Raw genomic sequence first — 17,949 nt, 5'->3', positions numbered from 1 at the left:
GTTCGTGCGGATTCTTTTCGTTCATCAGAACTTTCCAGGGCAGTACGTCCACATCATTCAGCGCCTGGCTCAGCAGAGGCAGCACCAACTGGTGGCCCTGGGGATTGGTGCTCTTGATCGCGGGCGCGGCATGCCCGAGAGCCTTAACTACTTCCGCTATCGGCTGGATCGCGGCAACACCAAGGATGTTCATCCTCTGGTGATGGAAACGGAAACCAAGATCATCCGAGCTGAGGGCTGTGCCCGTGCTGCTGAGCAGCTCAAGGCGAAGGGCTTCATGCCCGATTTGATCTGTGCCCATCCCGGGTGGGGTGAACCACTGTTTTTGAAGGCGATTTGGCCCGATGCGCCACTGCTTTGCTATCAGGAGTTTTTCTACAACGAGACCGGCTTCGATTCCAACTTCGATCCGGAATTCCAGGACAACGGGAGTTGGCAAGGCCAGGCGAAGCTCACCATGAAGAACGCCTATCTGCATCTCACTCTCGAGCAGGCCGACTGGAACATCTCTCCCACTTATTTCCAGGCCAGCAGCTTTCCGGAGCACTGGCGGCGAAAAATCAGCGTCATCCATGACGGGGTTGATCTTCAGCAGGCCCGGCCCAATTCATCACCGGTGCCGCTGAAGCTGCCTGATGGGACTGTGCTGGAGAAGGGCCAACCGATTGTCACCTTTGTGAACCGTACGTTGGAACCCTATCGGGGGTGCCACACCTTTATCAGGGCTATCCCTGCGCTGCAGCGGCAGCATCCCGAGGCCCGGATCGTTGTGGTGGGTCGAACTAAGGGGGTGAGCTACGGCGCTGTCTGTCCTGATGGCGAATGGGGAGACCGGTTTTTGGCGGAGATCAAGGGCCAGTACGACCCGAGCCGGGTGCATTTCACCGGGTCATTGCCCTACAGCCAGTTCATCCCTCTGCTGCAGCTCTCCGCCTGTCACGTTTATCTCACCTATCCCTTCGTGATGAGCTGGAGCCTGCTGGAGGCGATGGGTTGCGGTTGTGCGGTGGTGGGATCCGACACAGCTCCGGTGCGAGAGGTCATCCGTCACGGCCACAACGGTTTATTGGTGGATTTCTTTTCTCCAACTGATTTGGCCGCGGCGGTGGTGGAGCTGCTCAACGACCCAGAGCGCGCTGCTGCGTTTGGTGCGGCCGCCCGTGAGACGGTGGAACGCACCTATGAACTGAATGCCTGTGTCACCCGACAGCTGGCCTTGATGGATCTGGTGGGGAGCCGCAGCATCATGGCCTGAGGCCACCCGGCAGACTGAGCCGCTGTACCTGCATCCCGCACGTGAGTCAGCTCCAGAGCCTCAGGGGCATGGTCGATCTGCTGCCCGAGGCGCTTCAGCGTTGGCAGGCGGTGGAGGCCATGGCGCGGGAGCAGTTCCAGCGGTCTGGGTTCGGGGAGATCCGGACGCCGCTCCTGGAGACAACAGATCTGTTCTGCCGTGGCATCGGTGAGGGCACCGATGTGGTGGGCAAGGAGATGTACAGCTTTCAGGACCGGGGCGATCGGTCCTGCACCTTGCGGCCGGAAGGCACCGCATCCGTGGTGCGTGCTGCCCTCCAGCACGGCTTGCTCAGCCAGGGCGCCCAGAAGCTCTGGTATGCCGGGCCGATGTTTCGCTACGAACGTCCCCAGGCGGGCCGGCAGCGGCAGTTCCACCAGATCGGGGTGGAGTGGCTCGGAGCAGAGCAGGCCCGCAGCGATGTTGAGGTGATTGCACTGGCCTGGGATTTGCTGGCCAATCTGGGTGTGGGTGGGCTGCAGCTGGAACTGAACAGCCTCGGCACTGCGGAAGACCGTCAGGCCTACCGCGCTGCTCTTGTTGCTTGGCTCGAGCAGCGCTCAGAGGCCCTTGATCCTGATTCCCAGGTGCGCCTGAGCACCAATCCGTTGCGCATCCTCGACTCCAAAAACAAGGACACGCAGGCGCTGTTGGTGGACGCGCCCACCTTGGCTGATTCACTTTCTGATGCCAGCCGTGAACGTTTTGCGGAGGTGCAGCGAGGGCTGACCGCCCTGGGGATTCCCTTCCGGCTCAATCCACGGCTGGTGCGCGGCTTGGATTACTACAGCCACACGGCCTTCGAGATCACCAGTGATCAACTTGCTGCCCAGGCCACCGTCTGCGGTGGTGGCCGTTACGACGGCTTGATTGGCCAGTTGGGCGGCCCCCCGACCCCCGCCATCGGCTGGGCTCTTGGAATGGAACGGCTTTTGCTCGTGCTTGAGGCTGCTGCGCAGGCGGATCCTCAAGGTGTCGCCGCCCGACTGACGGCGACTCCATCAGCCGAGGTTTACCTGGTGAACAGAGGTGGCGAAGCTGAGCGCGTCGCCCTGGCCTTGGCCCGGGACCTGCGGGCTGCTGGGCTTCGTGTGGAGCTGGATGCGTCGGGCTCCGCTTTCGGCAAGCAGTTCAAGCGGGCCGATCGCAGCGGTGCGCGCTGGGCTCTGGTGCTCGGCGATGAGGAGGCCCAGGCGGGAATGGTGCGCCTGAAGCCGTTGCAGCAGCAGGGTGAGGAATCCACCGTTGCGATCTCGCCGGTGGCCGCGATTGTGGATGCACTGCGCACCCCCTGAGTATGCAGATCCACCTCGTCACTGGCGGTGCCGGCTTTCTCGGCTCCCATCTGATCGACCGCCTGATGGAGGGGGGTGATGAGGTGATCTGTCTCGACAATTACTTCACCGGCCGCAAGGCCAACATCGCCCGCTGGATTGGCCATCCCCGTTTCGAACTCATTCGCCATGACGTCACGGAACCGATCAAGCTGGAGGTCGACCGGATCTGGCATCTGGCCTGTCCTGCCTCGCCGATTCACTATCAGTTCAATCCGGTCAAAACGGCCAAGACCAGTTTTCTCGGCACATACAACATGCTGGGACTGGCTCGGCGGGTGGGGGCGCGTTTGCTGCTGGCCAGCACCAGTGAGGTGTATGGCGATCCTGAGGTGCATCCCCAGCCCGAGAGTTATTGGGGTTCCGTCAATCCGATCGGTGTGCGCAGTTGCTACGACGAGGGAAAGCGCATCGCTGAAACCCTTTGTTTTGATTACCAGCGCATGAATGGTGTTGAGGTGCGGGTTGCGCGCATCTTCAACACCTATGGCCCGCGCATGCTCCTGGATGACGGCCGGGTGGTGAGCAACTTCATCGTTCAGGCCCTGCGGGGCGAACCACTGACGCTCTACGGAGATGGCCGCCAGACCCGCTCGTTCTGTTATGTCAGTGATCTCATCGAGGGGCTGATCCGCCTGATGAACAGTGAGCGCACCGGGCCGATCAACCTCGGCAATCCCGCTGAATTCACGATCCGCGAGCTGGCGCAGCTGGTGCGGATGCGGATCAACCCGGATTTGCCGTTGGAGGAGAAACCCTTGCCGCAGGATGATCCTCAGCAGCGGCAACCAGCAATTGATCTCGCCCGTCAGCAGCTGAACTGGCAGCCGACTGTCTCACTGGAGCAAGGCCTGGCTCCCACCATCGACTCCTTCCGTAATCTCCTGGGATCTGCCGACGGCTGCGGGACGTGACCATTCAACGGATCTGCTGCATCGGTGCGGGCTACGTGGGTGGCCCGACCATGGCGGTGATCGCAGATCGCTGCCCGCAGGTGCAAGTGCAGGTGGTGGATATCAACCAGGCACGCATCGATGCCTGGAATGATGCCGACCTCAGCAAGTTGCCGGTGTATGAACCGGGGCTCGACCGCGTTGTGGAAAGGGCTCGGGGGCGGAACCTGCATTTCTCCACAAATGTGGGGGCTTCGATCGCTGCTGCCGACATGGTGTTCATTTCGGTGAACACGCCCACCAAGACCAAGGGGCTTGGTGCTGGTCAGGCTAGTGATCTTCGCTGGGTGGAAGCCTGTGCCCGTGAGGTGGCTCAGGCGGCCACCGGCCACACGATCGTGGTTGAGAAGAGCACCCTGCCGGTGCGCACGGCTGCCGCCATTAAAACGATCCTGGAAGCAGCCAGTGACGGAAAGGATCAGCGCACCTTTTCGGTGCTCTCCAATCCCGAGTTTCTGGCAGAAGGAACGGCCATCCGAGATCTTGAGGCCCCTGATCGGGTCTTGATCGGTGGTGATGATCCGGAATCCATTGATGCCCTCGCCGAGATCTACGCCCATTGGGTTCCGGAGCAGCAGATACTGCGCACCAACCTCTGGAGCAGTGAGCTCTCCAAGCTCACCGCCAATGCCTTTCTGGCGCAGCGGATCAGCTCGATCAACTCGATTGCTGCCTTCTGCGAGGCCAGTGGGGCGAATGTGCGCGAGGTTGCTAGGGCGATTGGCACCGACAGTCGGATTGGCCCGAAATTCCTCAATGCTGGTCCGGGGTTCGGTGGTAGCTGTTTCCAGAAGGACATCCTCAACCTGGTGTATCTCTGCCGGCATTTCGGCCTGCCGGAGGTTGCGGATTATTGGGAGAGCGTGGTGGCTCTGAACACGTGGCAACAGCACCGCATTGCCCGGTTGGTGGTGGAGAAGCTGTTCGGCACCGTGACCGGCAAGCGGCTGGCGATTCTTGGCTTTGCCTTTAAAGCCGACACCAACGACACCCGAGAAGCTCCCGCGATTCGCATCTGCCGCGATCTTTTGGAGGAAGGTGCTCAGCTGGCCATTCACGATCCCAAGGTGGCTGCTCAACAAATGGCCCGAGACCTTCAACAGGAGGCAGCAACACAGGCTGATGCTCTCAGTGGAACCGGCAGCTGGGCTGAGGCTGGCACGATCGAAGACGCCGTGAAAGGCGCCGATGCCGTGTTGGTGCTTACTGAATGGCAGCAATACAGCAATTTGAATTGGATGTCTCTTGCTGGTCGGATGCGTAAGCCGGCATGGGTTTTTGATGCGAGAGCTGTCACCGACCCCGAACAGGTGAGAGCGGCGGGCCTCACCCTTTGGCGTGTGGGGGATGGAGAGGGCTAATGGCGCGCACAGTTCTTGTCACTGGAGCGGCCGGCTTCATTGGTGCAGCGTTGTCGATTCGTCTGTTGGAGCGTGGTGATCGGGTCGTCGGCCTCGACAATCTCAACGACTACTACGACCCCAGTCTCAAACAGGCGAGGCTCCGCCAGATCGAAGCCGTGGCTCCGGCCGGAGCTTGGCGCTTTGAGTGCTTTGCTTTGGAAGATGGTGAGTCGTTGACGGCACTGTTTGCCGAGGAACGGCCCCAGGTAGTGGTGAATCTGGCGGCCCAGGCAGGAGTCCGCTACTCCCTCGAGAACCCGGCGGCCTATATCCAGAGCAACTTGGTGGGCTTCGGCAATCTGCTTGAAGGCTGTCGCCACTACGGCACGGAAAATCTTGTTTACGCCTCAAGCAGTTCGGTCTATGGCGGCAATCGCAATCTTCCATTTCACGAACGTCAGCCGGTGAATCACCCGGTGAGCCTTTATGCCGCGAGTAAAAAGGCCAATGAGTTGATAGCCCACACGTACAGCCATCTCTATGGGCTGCCGGCTACAGGGCTACGTTTTTTCACGGTGTACGGACCTTGGGGGCGACCCGATATGGCTCCAATGCTGTTTGCCCGGGCGATTCTTGCGGGTGAGCCGATCAAGGTGTTCAACCACGGCAAGATGCAGCGCGACTTCACCTACATCGACGACATCGTTGAAGGGGTGATGCGCTGCTGCGACAAACCAGCGACTGCCAATCCTGACTTTGATCCGCTTCAACCGGATCCGGCCACTGCGGCGGCTCCACATCGGGTGTTCAATATCGGCAATAGCCAGCCCACTGAACTGTTGTGTTTCATCGAGGTGATGGAGCGGGCGCTCGGTCGTGAAGCGATCAAGGATTTTCAGCCGATGCAGCCTGGTGATGTGGTGGCCACTGCCGCTGATACATCAGCTCTGGAGAACTGGGTTGGTTTTAGACCTTCTACATCGATTATTTTTGGGATCGAGAAGTTTGCAGAATGGTTCATTCGTTTTTATCAATTCTGAATATAGTCTCGCTCAGCTTCGATGCTCCAGATTTTTGCTGTCAGGTTCAGTTAATCTGCTAGTGACCATATTCTTTCGAGTTGCATTTGAACCACTCATTGTGATGTAGAAATTAGCTCCATCCATCGGTCTATAATGTAGTACCCTTGGTATAGGCAAAGCAATGATGGCGTTGTAAGCATTTGGTTTAACTGCTCACAAGAACTATGATGAGTCTGATTCAACAGCTTCACCAGGAAGAAAAAGATAAAAATTATCAGAAGTTCTGCGAGATCGCTGAAGAGATTTTATGCGGCGATGAATTTATCGGCTCTCCTGTTTTGATGCGACAAATTCAGGCGAGACGGGATTTCTATCTTGATCAGTTATTCAATCAACGCTCAAGGTCAATTGAAACTTGCCATATCGTCGAAAAGATAGATTCCGATAGCCGTGAAGTTCTCAAAAAATGTTGCCCTGGCTTTAAGAGTCTGATTGATTTACAAGGGAATGAAAATAATTTAGCGAGCACACATCAATCCGCTTCAACTTATATTCAATATAAGCTTCTCGATGCAATAATAACCAAGAGAAAAGAGCTCAGACTGTCTTGGGATAATGATTACAAAAAAGATGGTCAAGATATTTATTGTTTTCAAGTTCTTCTGGAAACTGAATTTAGGCTCACGCCATTAAGACGAAAAACCTCTCAAAAGCTCACTGAAGGCTACATGGATTATTTGTTAGAATTAGATAATGAATTTATGCCGATATTGATCGTTTACTTCGATGAAGTTGCAAGTATTGTTGATAGCGTTAAATGTATTCCTTTCCCTTCTGCACTTCGAGGTGCTTATCACTACTCTGAACTTGTAGATTGCTGCAATGTATTTTCAGGGATTTCTGCCATAGATGAATTTACTAAAAACTTCATTGAGGCTGAAGAAGTGCAGGAAATACAAGAAATACTAATCAGTCCTGAAAATTATGATATGGGACTTGTGTATAGCAACGAAGATTTCCGCAGATGGATTAATATTGTTCATGGTATTAATATAGTCCAAAAAATATCGGATGGCGATAAAAATGTGCTTTTCTTGCCCGAGAACTCCTATCCAACAATATCTCTAATTGTCAATGGCTTCACTACATCATTGACAAAAGAATCATGCGATTCTGCAAATATCTTGATTGTGGATGATTCTGATTATGAACCATTATATAAGTTATCGGCAAAGACTCCAAAAAATGCTAACGATCAAGAGTATGGGCATAAAATAGTGTTGCCATTCATCGACAATCAAACTAAGAAATTTCAAACAGATGCAGTTTTAGCCCTTCTACAATCTGCTAATCATGCACATTTAGCATTACATCCACCTCGCAGCCCAATTTCAAATTTCGAAAACTACAATCCTCCTACTGAATTAGAGAATCCTGAAATATTGGTCGTCGTTAATGTTACAGAAGCTTCTTCTGTGACTGAAGAATTTTTACTTTCATTGGTATTTCAACAAAATATTCATATATCTCGTTTTATTTTCCTCGTAAATCCTGATGACGAGGAAAAGCTTAAGGCAATTTATAAAACACTTGCTGCTAAATGGAATTGGAAAATAAAATACTCATTCAATGGCGATGTAGACTACCTACAATTGGTCATAAAGAAAACACCAAATATATTATTTGTCAATCAATATATAATTTTGCAAGATCCAAACACACTAAGGATCCTTGCAGATGATTTGAAAAAATATCATTCTTTCTCTAGTGGGTGCCTGTTAAGCCATTTACAGTCAGCTCAAAAACAGCAACTATATTTTAATAATAGTGCAGGCCTCTATCTTTCATTAAGCTCTTATTCCGAAACAGGACGCATCGTATTGCAAGCAAGGAATATTATAAAGTCATTGCCACCCACAGAAATCTGTGTTTTATCCAATCATTTTGATTTGGGCTTGTACGACAGCAAACTCTTACTATCAAATAAATTAGAGCACCATCATTTAACGAATATCGAGCAATTCCTTGTACAAGCATCCTGCGATGCGCCTTTGAAAGGCTTTCATAATGTCTGTACAACCAAGGTATGCGCAAATTATTTACGGAGTCCTACCCTGAATATGTCGTTAACATTAGATGCCAAAACTTCACTAAATGTCATCACTAATTTATCGTCCTTGCTCAATAAAGTTACATCATTCAGCAATTTATTGCCATGAGAATAACTTTCATAGTACCTAGCCCGCAATGGCTCACAGCAGCAGGTGTCAGGATAAGATATAAAAGATTAGAGCCCTTTTTTGATAAAAAGGGATGCATAATTTGCATCATTTCTGTTCAAGATGTAAGTGTGAGATTAATTCAAGAAGCTGATTTTGTTATCATCTCCAAGGTTTTCTCGACTGACTCCCTTTATATTATTTCTCTTTGCCGTACTTTAGGCGTAAAAGTCGGCATTGATCTGTTCGATGATTACTTTAGTGAACCAAAATTAAGTATTTTCCGTAAATTTCATGATTGGCTGGAATTGGCTTCCAAAATTATTGATTTCATATTATGCTCGACAGATAGGATGAAACATGTTGCTTCCAAATTCATCAATCCTGATTTGATTTATAAAATTAACGATACAAAAGACCCCAATATATCCTTTTCTGAGACCAAAAGCTTCGTAGAGCAAAAAAGTAAGATAGTCTCGGATAGCAAGTCTTTTAACGTTCTTTGGTTTGGTATCGGAGATAATCCGTATTTTAATGTTGGGATCAATGATCTATCCAATTATTCCAATGCTCTTTTTCAGATCAACAAATTATCTCCTTTAATAAATCTGACTATTCTTACCAATGAAAGGGCATTAACGGCGAAAAATTTGACAAGGATTTCCAGACTTCCAATGCAAGCAAAATTAGATATATGGACAGAGGCCAAAGAAATAAATTATTTAAGGGATGCAAATCTTGCATTTATGCCTGTTAGTCACCAGAGATTTTCCATAGCTAAATCATCAAATCGTTGCTTGACTGCACTCACTTATGGTTGTCAGGTTTTATCCAATGGCTTTGACCTATATTCAGATCTCTCAAAGCTGATTTATCAGTCAACAAGAGACTTCGTTGCGGATTACAAAAATGGAACTTTCAGGTTCAATCAAGATACAATTTCCGTCTTCGAAACTATATGTTCGACTTCGTACGACTGCGAAGCTGAAGTTGGCAAATTCCTGACATTTCTACAATCAAAAGTATTTACACTGCCAGCCAGGAATTCAGTTAAGTTTTGTATTGTCAATAGCAAACCGCAACCTCTCAATCCAGAGCTTAATATTAGAAATTGGCTGTTCCCCATCATTGATGGATCCACACTGTCTATGACAGCTGATGCTAATTTTGGCATCGAAAAATATGGAGATATAATCTATTTTGTTTTTGCCAATCATCTGGAAGATCTATTGCTTGAGAGATGGCACAAATACCTTCGATATAAATATCCTCAAGAGGCTTACGCTGAATTAAATCAACAGTATCGTATTCTAAGTGTTCAGTACGTAGAAAATAGCATTCCTGAAAGTACGGCTGATTTGGAAAGGTTAATCACTGCTCGGTATGCGGAGAAAAATCCTGATCGGATTCTAGGCTTGCTCCAAAGTGAAATACATCAATCAATTGTCTACCCATGCCTGCGTAATCTTTTGATGATTCTCTTTGGATGCGAAAATGTATTTTACTCTGATTGTCACACCAGAATTAAACCCCTCAAAGTACGGATATGAAGATCAAGGTGATCGGAGGTTTTATTGTCAACTTATTGCAAGATGTCAATATCTTAAGGCCACTTATTTATATCACTGCGGATGATATAGGCATCAATCCTCTTATCTTGGTGACAAAAGCATTTATTCAGCGAGATAAATCGCAAACATGGATGAATGAATTGCAAAGCATATCAGATGATACACAAGCAACTCTTATGATCATGGATAGCCTTATCGATGTTTGGCAAGAATTAAATTCTTATACAAGTGGATTCCTTGTCTCAGCAAGTGAAAGTGATTTACATTCACACAAAGAGACCCATGAAATTTTTAAAGTAGCTCCATCATGTATTAGTACAGTTACATTACAGCATGGCTTTGAGTGTGTTGGATTTTTGATGAATAAGCATCATCAGAAACACCATGGCAACTCAGTAGGATTTGCGTCGGAGTATATTTGTGGCTGGACTCCGAAGGAACTTCAACGGAATCTGAGGCAACTTCAACATTCCCGTTACTACAATCTTGGGCCTACGGCATGGCTGAAGTACACCAGCAAGCGTAAACTCACTTCAGACGTTGAAGATCGCAGTGTTCCACAAATGGGAATAGTTTGTGAGAACTTACATTCTGTCCGGTTTGGAGAGAATTGCAGTGTAAATCTTTTTATGCAGCAGTTCTTCGACCTTGCTGAGTATCTAGACGCCAAAGGAAAACAGATAGCACTCAGGCCACATCCTGGTGGCCAATATTCAATTAACAGTGAAGCTTCACTGCCTAAAAATGTAGTTCTTGTCAACCAACCATCCTACAAGGTGAATTGGCAGTCTTATTCATTCGGTATCTCAGCACCTTCCTCAGTTTTGTTTGATTTAATGGTCAATAAAGTTCCTGTTATGGTTTGGCAAGACCAGCAGCAAACGATTGATATTTCTCAGCATGCTTTTCTACCGGTGGCACAAAATGCAAAGGATATGATCTCATTTGCAGAGTACCCTCTAAACATTGCTTCTTCATTTAGGAATCAACAGCTCAGTGCGATTCTTCGAGACAATGATGAAATTACATCCAACTATATTCAATTCTTGCAAATACTGTGTACTTGAATTTTATGTTGAACTCTGTCTTTGTTGAACTCTGCCTTTTCTCTGAATTAAAAGTAATTTTTCCCGGAGTCTCTTAAGATGAAAATATCCGTTCTTTGTGAGACAATTCAAGCGACTCAATCAATTGCATATTTTTTTGATCAATCTCTTGTGCCTGATGATCAAAAAGTCAAGTTTCAACTTCATGCATGGGCTGAGTTAAAACACCTTGATACTTTCTCTAGATACCTTACCCTTTTTGACTGTGAATATTTAATCCTTTCTCGCTGGTATTCGCCGGACCATATTCATGAAATCCTTCGCGAAGCACGTAAAAATGGCAAGAAAGTTTTTCTGCATCTGGACGACTTCTTATTCTCTGTTCCCAAATCCATTGGTATTAAGAAGTGGCGTCATTATTCGAGTGCCAAGATGTTAGAGGCTCTTTATGCGGCAGCAGAATTATCAGACGGGATCATCGCATCAACAAATCTATTGGCTAATCAAATTAATGAAATTCTGCCCTCGACTGAAATTTTTGTATTGCCTTATTGGCGACATTTTGACAATAGAAAATATAGCTGTACTGACTTTATAAAAAGAGTTTATCCTGTTATTGGCTACATGGGTACCCAAACCCATGCGGATGATCTAGAGCTGCTTACTCCCGATTTAGATCAAGTGCTACATAGAAATCCCTCCATTGTATTTGAGACTTTTGGAATCGATATGCCTAAACTTCTTTTTGAAAAGTATCCAAATCGATGTTCAACACTTGATAAAGTAGAAAGTTACGAGGAATTTCAGTCAGTTTTGTCTTCTCTAGGCTGGTGGGTTGCTCTAGCCCCTCTCACCCAAAATATATTCAATTACTGCAAGACAAATACCAAGTTTGTTGAATATATCCAGGCTGGTATTCCTGTCATTGCTTCAAACTATGGTCCCTATCAGAATACCCCGACGATAAGCGACAACCAAATTGGAGATCAGCAATGTTCTTGGCTGGAAAAGATTGAAACAGTTATCTTTTCTAAGGTCAGCAGAAACCTTCTATATGAACGCCAGATTCGATATTGCAGTGATTTTTCTGATCCTAATGTATTGGTTGGCTTTTATAGATCAATTGCATGTTAGACACGTAGATATTTCAGGTTCATCAAGAGTGGTTTTGTATTATACCGTATTTCATTATTGGAGCGGCTTTTTTGCTTTGCTTTGCTATATTTTGGACCAGACAACATCTATTGCTCTAGTCTTATTATTGCATACTGTAGACCTCTTGCATTCGTCAATAAGTTTATTTATCTAGACAAAATATTAGGAATTGATTCACGAAAATAATCTTCATTCAAGTGTACATCATCTGTTCCTACCCTAATAGCATATTTGTCGAGAGAGAATCCTGTGTCTGATATGCTCGTAGAGGGTTGAGCTAAAACAATGCCCGCCTTTATATAATCTCCTAGTATACGGTCCAGCAATTCATTGAAATAAGTGTTGTAAACTATTTGTGAATACGAATTCAAATAAATAGATCCGAATCGTATTAATGCGCATGATTCTGAGGGTAATGGGCTGACAATCCAGCGTATATCCTTTGGTTGCAAACAGGTAAGTGCTTGTTGAATTATTCTCTTGGCGTAAGTCAAACGTTGAGTTATTTTTGAATCAAATAATTCTGGAATTTCATTTATACATGAAATCATGGGTATCTCAGGTGACATTTTTTCTGTAAAAGTGCCATGGAAGCGAAGGAAATTATCACCCATCAAGCCACCAACAAAAATCAATCTTGTGCGTTTTGATGTTTCAAACCTTTCGACTTGCTCTCTTGCATTTTTGGCAAATTTATTCAGCTTTATATTTTTTGCAGAGCCATCATTGGCGAAAGTGCATATATCTTTGGTTTGTACAGCTTTTTTGGGGTTTATCCCATTTTTAATTACTCTTCGGTCAACAATGCAGAAGTCATTTGCAAATTGATGCCCAATGTATGTTTTGAGGGCTTTAACAAATGAATTCATATGGCTATCACCAATTATCTCTGTGTGATGACATTTCCTCGTTTCTGATGTCATAAGTTGATTATTTTGTAAGTCTGAGTACATTTCAAGGAGTTGCTCTTCACATTGAATATCTAAGTCTTCGGAGGGTATGGTATTAATGGATTCAAAAGGGCAATGCTCTAAAAAAAAGTATTTCATTACATTATCAACAGTTGATTGCTTTACAGTTCTCAGATTTGAATCATATGACCCTTGGTAATAACGTGGGTTTGTGACTACTTCGTATGAAGGGAAGTAATCGATAGAGGATCTTTCTGATAATTTTGCTGCCACTGCTCTTAAAGTGGCCTTTGAGTATGTGTTGGCAACTAAAATGTGCTGCTTGGAAGCTGTTGCCGTCAAAGGAACTGGCGATACTGTGAGTATTGTTTTAAATCCTTTTCCTCCCCTAAAAGCTTTGACTATTCTGAAAAATTCTTTGAAATCCGAAATAATTGAATCAAAACTATAGTTTTTGAATTTATATACTTTGTCATTGAACTCCCCTGCTATGACGCCAGGTGCGCTTGGGAATACTACTTTGTCTTTTCTACGAATCCAAGCTTCTGTAAGTCCTAGAGTAAAAATAAAGACATCTAACTCCTTGAGAACAGATCTAACAGCTTGTAGATGTTGCAGCCTATGTTCTGTTACTTCATCGCTTGAGTTAATTGGCGAGGAAATTGCTCCTGGCCTTAGAGCATCAATGAAATTTCCATCTTTTTCCCATGCAATATTTGAAATTGGGATCTCTCCAATGCTCTCTTTTGCTAATTGTAGTAATTGGGCTACAGTGTATATATTTCCATAATTTGCACTGTAATCACATGACTCTTTGTCTAGAACTTTGAATCCATTGCTTTTCAAGCTTCGTGATACATGTTGAGCAAAGCATGAGCCGGCAGTTGCTATGTGATCCGATTGACTTATCAAAAATTTTTTTGTGTAAATATTGTCTAGTGATTCTGGTCTTTTTTCTGCTACCGCTTTTTTCCAAAATGATTTGTCGCTTAAGCCGAGATATGGGTTGTTCATGTTTTTTTGACGACGTCAGTAGAGGCACTCTAATTCACCCTTTCATAGCCACCGCTCTTTCGCCTCCTTTATCGCTGCCAGATCTGTCGGAGTCCTGGCCGGTTTTAACAGAGACTCCCTCTGGTCTTGCCCGGTTCCTTTTGGCTCAATACTTGCTTGAGCTGGGTGATTTTCGGTTGTCATTGTGAAACGCTATATACGACAGGTCCAACCACGCTCAGATCATCTCTGTGGCCAAAATAGGTTGCATTCTCATTTTCAACTTAGAGGCCGGCTCTTGCCTCCTTAGGCGCACTTATTTTTTCGTGCAATCTGCAGAGCCTTAATCACTTGAGAACAACCTTTGTTTTCAGTACATTTGCCTCAACCAATAGTCCATCTCTTCTTCGCCATTATTTATTGTCTGCAGATATAGAAGGATGTCGTGAAAATATAAAAAACCCACTTTTTTAATTAAATCGGGATTATACATGTTTTCTGCGATTGGTTTTTGCGATTCTGCCATTGCCGATCCAATCAATTCCCCTGGGGTTTTGTAACTTAATTCGATTGAGTCTTTGCAGCCATAGGATGTATGGATTGAGTTGAATGGCCTTACGTCTTCTAGAGTTAGGCCTACTCTCTCTTGTATTGTGGAGGCAGTCTTTTTGTATTGTTCGAGTGGAAGGTAGTCGTGATAATTTTTGTAGATTAAAAAGTCGCACTGATCTTGAATGTGTTCGTTTGCTTTCTTGAGGTTTGGATTATGCCATAGGATCTCAACAAAATCCGCGAATGTTGTTTTGTTGTTTGTTCCCATGATTGATTGGGTTACTTCATAGCTTTTGTCGTTGTCATCTTTCCCGCTATTGCACAATTTGTCACAATAGAAAGATAGTAGTCTCTTGAACGGATTTCTTAAAACTACAAATGTATAGTCTGCTATTAAAAGCTCTTTATTGGAGGCCGCAAAGCTTGAATTGTTTTTGTGAATCCAGTTTATGTCTTCAATTCCCGAAATTGCTCCATTTGCCTTGGCGATCGAAAATCTTAAGGTTGAGCAAGAGTTTTTTGGGATCCACGTGCAGATTGAATTACTTTTGAGGTGAACTAATGTATGTCGTCTCGAGAATTCGTGATCTTCATTTTTTTCGATTGAGATTGGATTGTTGAACGATTTAGAGAAAGTTAGCTTTGTGTTGTCACCATCTAATTGATTGGATTTGGAATGACTTTCCAGGGGTACTATATCTCTTATTGTTGTTTTGAGTATTTCGTCAACGACTCTCGACTTTGCTTTGCTTTGGTCTAACTCTCTGGCAAGTTTTTTGTTAAGGTCATTCAGATCTCTTATCATTTTATCTTTGTCCATTGTGGGCGCTATGAATTGATTTGATCTTGCGATAACAAGATACCTGGAATTCTAGCCAGGCGCTCTAAGGATATGATATGGTCTTGTAATACTTCTATTGTTTTGTAAGGGCGAATGATAGAAAGAGTCGAACCATCAATTAGTGAGCTGATACTTCGCATTGACTCCGCTATGTCTGCGGAGAATGATGAGCTCACTTCGTTGCGACAAGAGATTGCAGTCTTGAAGGAGGTGGAAGCAGAAAGAGATGAGGCGCGAAGAGAAGCAGAGCTGACCTTGTCACAATTGCATCAATCCCAACAGGAGCTCCAGCACTACTATCTACTGTGTCAAAAACAGTCCGAAATGTTAGACGTAAGTGCAAAGCTCCAGGCTAGAAGTTTCGCTCTGATCATTAATGCTAAAAATTAGAGCCATGTGATCCGACGGACTAAGGCTCAGGATGATGTTTAAGTTACGTTGATAATTGATCAATAAAAAGCCGGCATAATGCCGGTCTTGATTTTGGTCTGATCAAATTTTCTCAAGCGGAGCCAACGCCGGTGTAGGAACCGTAGAAAAATAGACCCACAACAAACAGGACGGCCATTCCACCTGCAGTAGCGACAAGCCACAGAGGAAGGACGCCTTCGGTCCAGCGGCTTCTCCAGGGCACAGCCGGTGTGCCATCAGGATTGCGATCGGGAATTCGACCGTCGGGATATTGGGATTTTTTTCCGCTCATGGAATAAACCTCAGTTGAAGAAGTAGCTGGACATGAGCACGCCGGTCACGAAGACGAACAGCAGACCCAGGTAGAGACTGGTGCGGTTGAGCTCAACCGGAAGGTTGTTGGGATTGGGATTGCGTTCCATAGGTCAGATCAGCGGCGAATGAACTGCATCGCGCCGAGGGCGCCAAGGAAGAACACAGTCGGGATGCCGAGGGTGTGCAAAGCCAGCCAACGAACCGTGAAGATCGGATAGTTGCGTGGCGTTGTGGCGACGGGGGTTGATTGTGTCATGACTTATTTCAGGCGGATGTCGAGATCAGACTTGCCCTCGTAGCGCTGGCTCACCACGGGAGCCTTGCTTTCGGATGCCTGGAAGTAGGCGTCGGGACGAGGGGTGCCGAATGCGTCGTAGGCGAGGCCGGTGGATACGAACAGGAACCCAGCCAAAAAGATGGAGGGGAGTGTCACGGCGTGAATCACCCAGTAACGGATGCTCGTGATGATTTCGAAGAACGGACGTTCTCCTGTTGAGCCGGCGGCCATGGCGTTGGGCGTGTCAGGACGATGATCTTAGGAGGTAGCGCTGGTCAGCTGAGGCTGATGCTGCACCTCAGTTACACAGCGTTGCCGACCCAGCGCAGTAAATTGCCGCGCTCTCCGAGCACAAAAGCGTGCTCACCGTCGAAGACCATGCGCGTGAAGTTGCTTGGTTGACGGTCGCCAACGGGATCGTTCTCCCAGCTGTCGCCCCCGTCTTGGCTCACGAGAAGCGTGCCGTTGCCGCCACCGGCCCAGATGGCGCCGTCGTCATCCCAGGCCAGATCCATGTAGCCGTAGCCATTGGTGATGGGAATGATGGCTTTGCTCCAGCTGTCGAAATCCCCGGGCTCATCGTTGAGGCGTATTTGGGCGCCGCGAGCGACCATCCAGAGATTGCCGTCGGGTTGAAAGCCAATGCTTTGCAGGCGCTGACTGCTCACGCGCTGGTGGACTTGCCAGACAGAATCGCCCGGTTCCCAAGTGGCATAGAAGTTGCCCAGGCCACTCACACTCACATAGCTTCCGTCATTGCTGCGTCGCAGATCTCGCACGGCTCCCGCCGCATCGGTCACCTTCGCTTCCCAGCTCGACCCATCGTTGTGGGTCTCGTAGACAGCACCCACGTTGGTGGCTAGCTCCGCTGAGTGACGATCCAAAGCTGTAATCAGGTAAGGCTCGCCGGGCAGTTTTGTGTCGAGGAAAAGTCGTGTCCAGTTCTGGCCGCCGTCCTCGCTGTGCATCAGCAATCCCGGTTGTCCGGCAATCCAGCCTTCATCACCATTGAAATCGATACTGATCAGCCGGAAGTTCTCTTCGTCGGGAAGATCAAGGCTGCGTTCGTTCCAGTGAGCTCCGCCGTCGTTGGTTTCTCGAATCATGCGATTGCTGCCCACCAGATAGCCGTGGCGGCTGTCGGTGAAGGCCACATCCAATGGATTCGCTTGGGTGTCGAGGTCCAAGGCTTGCCATGGACTCGATGTCGCCATCGGAACATGAGTCGTGACGCACCCGCTGAGGCTGACCCCCAGGACAAGAACCAGCAAAAGCTGAGTCGCAGAGTTCAACAGACGTTTCATGAGTTGGCCTCAGCGCAGGGAATAAAGGGATAAGAAGAAGGCGAAGCCGAGGGCAAGGCCGCCAAAGATCAGAACATTCTTCTGTCCTGGGGTCATTCGGTTGACACCGAGGCCAAAATTCAGATTTTCGTCGAAGCCGCTGGCTTTGGCGCGCGGGCCGATGTCGCGGAAAGCGGCCACCCTGCTCCTGCAGACCGGACAACGAAACGACATCGGGTCGAGATCTTCGAACGCCGTTCCGGCTTCGATACCAACCTTTTTGACTCCTTCCTCAGGGTCGTAGACGTAGCCACAGCTGCGACATTCGAAACGGTGGGTCCGTGGATCGCTTTCCGGGGCGGTTTCAACCGCTGGCTCCACCGCTTCGGTCGCTTCGACCGGCTGGACGGACTGTTGTTCGTCGCTCAC

The 17,949-nt window shown here is 47.7% G+C and carries 17 protein-coding genes; 9 read left to right on the top strand and 8 right to left on the bottom strand.

The window, feature by feature from the left end:
* Positions 1-4 precede the first annotated feature (4 nt).
* From NCN06_RS06725 to NCN06_RS06685, 9 genes are all read left to right on the top strand, one after another.
* Positions 5-1,255: a glycosyltransferase family 4 protein gene (locus NCN06_RS06725; protein WP_226398731.1), complete on the top strand. Its 1,251-nt coding sequence runs from the start codon at positions 5-7 to the stop codon at positions 1,253-1,255.
* Positions 1,256-1,296: 41 nt separating this feature from the next.
* Positions 1,297-2,589: a histidine--tRNA ligase gene (gene hisS, locus NCN06_RS06720; RefSeq protein ID WP_226398730.1), complete on the top strand. Its 1,293-nt coding sequence runs from the start codon at positions 1,297-1,299 to the stop codon at positions 2,587-2,589.
* A gap of 2 nt (positions 2,590-2,591) precedes the next feature.
* A complete protein-coding gene (locus NCN06_RS06715; RefSeq protein WP_226398729.1) occupies positions 2,592-3,542 on the top strand; it encodes a UDP-glucuronic acid decarboxylase family protein in 951 nt (316 codons plus the stop codon).
* Positions 3,539-4,942: a nucleotide sugar dehydrogenase gene (locus NCN06_RS06710; protein ID WP_226398728.1), complete on the top strand. Its 1,404-nt coding sequence runs from the start codon at positions 3,539-3,541 to the stop codon at positions 4,940-4,942. The genes NCN06_RS06715 and NCN06_RS06710 overlap by 4 nt, the downstream gene beginning before the upstream one ends.
* Positions 4,942-5,964 (top strand): NAD-dependent epimerase, encoded by a 1,023-nt coding sequence (locus NCN06_RS06705; protein ID WP_250398778.1) that lies wholly within the window; start codon positions 4,942-4,944, stop codon positions 5,962-5,964. Before NCN06_RS06710 ends, NCN06_RS06705 begins: the two co-directional genes overlap by 1 nt.
* 209 nt (positions 5,965-6,173) lie before the next feature.
* Positions 6,174-8,165, top strand: coding sequence for a hypothetical protein (locus NCN06_RS06700; RefSeq protein WP_250398777.1), 1,992 nt, complete (start codon positions 6,174-6,176; stop codon positions 8,163-8,165).
* Entirely contained in the window at positions 8,162-9,715 is a 1,554-nt protein-coding gene (locus NCN06_RS06695) for a hypothetical protein (RefSeq protein WP_250398776.1), read from the top strand. Before NCN06_RS06700 ends, NCN06_RS06695 begins: the two co-directional genes overlap by 4 nt.
* Positions 9,712-10,803, top strand: coding sequence for a hypothetical protein (locus NCN06_RS06690; protein WP_250398775.1), 1,092 nt, complete (start codon positions 9,712-9,714; stop codon positions 10,801-10,803). The genes NCN06_RS06695 and NCN06_RS06690 overlap by 4 nt, the downstream gene beginning before the upstream one ends.
* Before the next feature lie 78 nt (positions 10,804-10,881).
* A complete protein-coding gene (locus tag NCN06_RS06685; RefSeq protein ID WP_250398774.1) occupies positions 10,882-11,916 on the top strand; it encodes a glycosyltransferase family protein in 1,035 nt (344 codons plus the stop codon).
* Between the two features lie 167 nt (positions 11,917-12,083).
* On the opposite strand, the gene NCN06_RS06680 is transcribed toward NCN06_RS06685, so the two are convergent.
* The 8 genes from NCN06_RS06680 to NCN06_RS06645 form a co-directional block, all read right to left on the bottom strand.
* Positions 12,084-13,862, bottom strand: a complete 1,779-nt coding sequence (locus tag NCN06_RS06680) for a GSCFA domain-containing protein (protein ID WP_250398773.1) — start codon at positions 13,860-13,862, stop codon at positions 12,084-12,086.
* Between the two features lie 349 nt (positions 13,863-14,211).
* Positions 14,212-15,213, bottom strand: a complete 1,002-nt coding sequence (locus NCN06_RS06675; RefSeq protein ID WP_250398772.1) for a sulfotransferase family 2 domain-containing protein — start codon at positions 15,211-15,213, stop codon at positions 14,212-14,214.
* 523 nt (positions 15,214-15,736) lie between these two features.
* Positions 15,737-15,937, bottom strand: a complete 201-nt coding sequence (locus NCN06_RS06670; protein WP_226408986.1) for a photosystem II reaction center protein J — start codon at positions 15,935-15,937, stop codon at positions 15,737-15,739.
* Positions 15,938-15,947: 10 nt separating this feature from the next.
* A complete protein-coding gene (psbL, locus tag NCN06_RS06665) occupies positions 15,948-16,067 on the bottom strand; it encodes a photosystem II reaction center protein PsbL (protein ID WP_006852026.1) in 120 nt (39 codons plus the stop codon).
* Positions 16,068-16,075: 8 nt separating this feature from the next.
* Complete coding sequence (psbF, locus tag NCN06_RS06660; protein WP_226423084.1) at positions 16,076-16,216, bottom strand: cytochrome b559 subunit beta; 141 nt, start codon at positions 16,214-16,216, stop codon at positions 16,076-16,078.
* A 3-nt stretch (positions 16,217-16,219) separates the two neighbouring features.
* Positions 16,220-16,468, bottom strand: coding sequence for a cytochrome b559 subunit alpha (psbE, locus tag NCN06_RS06655; RefSeq protein WP_166015668.1), 249 nt, complete (start codon positions 16,466-16,468; stop codon positions 16,220-16,222).
* Positions 16,469-16,539: 71 nt separating this feature from the next.
* Complete coding sequence (locus NCN06_RS06650) at positions 16,540-17,541, bottom strand: photosynthesis system II assembly factor Ycf48 (protein WP_250398771.1); 1,002 nt, start codon at positions 17,539-17,541, stop codon at positions 16,540-16,542.
* Between the two features lie 9 nt (positions 17,542-17,550).
* Positions 17,551-17,949 (bottom strand): rubredoxin, encoded by a 399-nt coding sequence (locus NCN06_RS06645; protein ID WP_115024895.1) that lies wholly within the window; start codon positions 17,947-17,949, stop codon positions 17,551-17,553.

The sequence above is a fragment of the Synechococcus sp. MU1648 genome (genome assembly GCF_023630615.1).
In the GTDB taxonomy this organism is placed as follows: domain Bacteria; phylum Cyanobacteriota; class Cyanobacteriia; order PCC-6307; family Cyanobiaceae; genus Parasynechococcus.
This window is presented reverse-complemented; position numbering and strand designations above follow the sequence as displayed.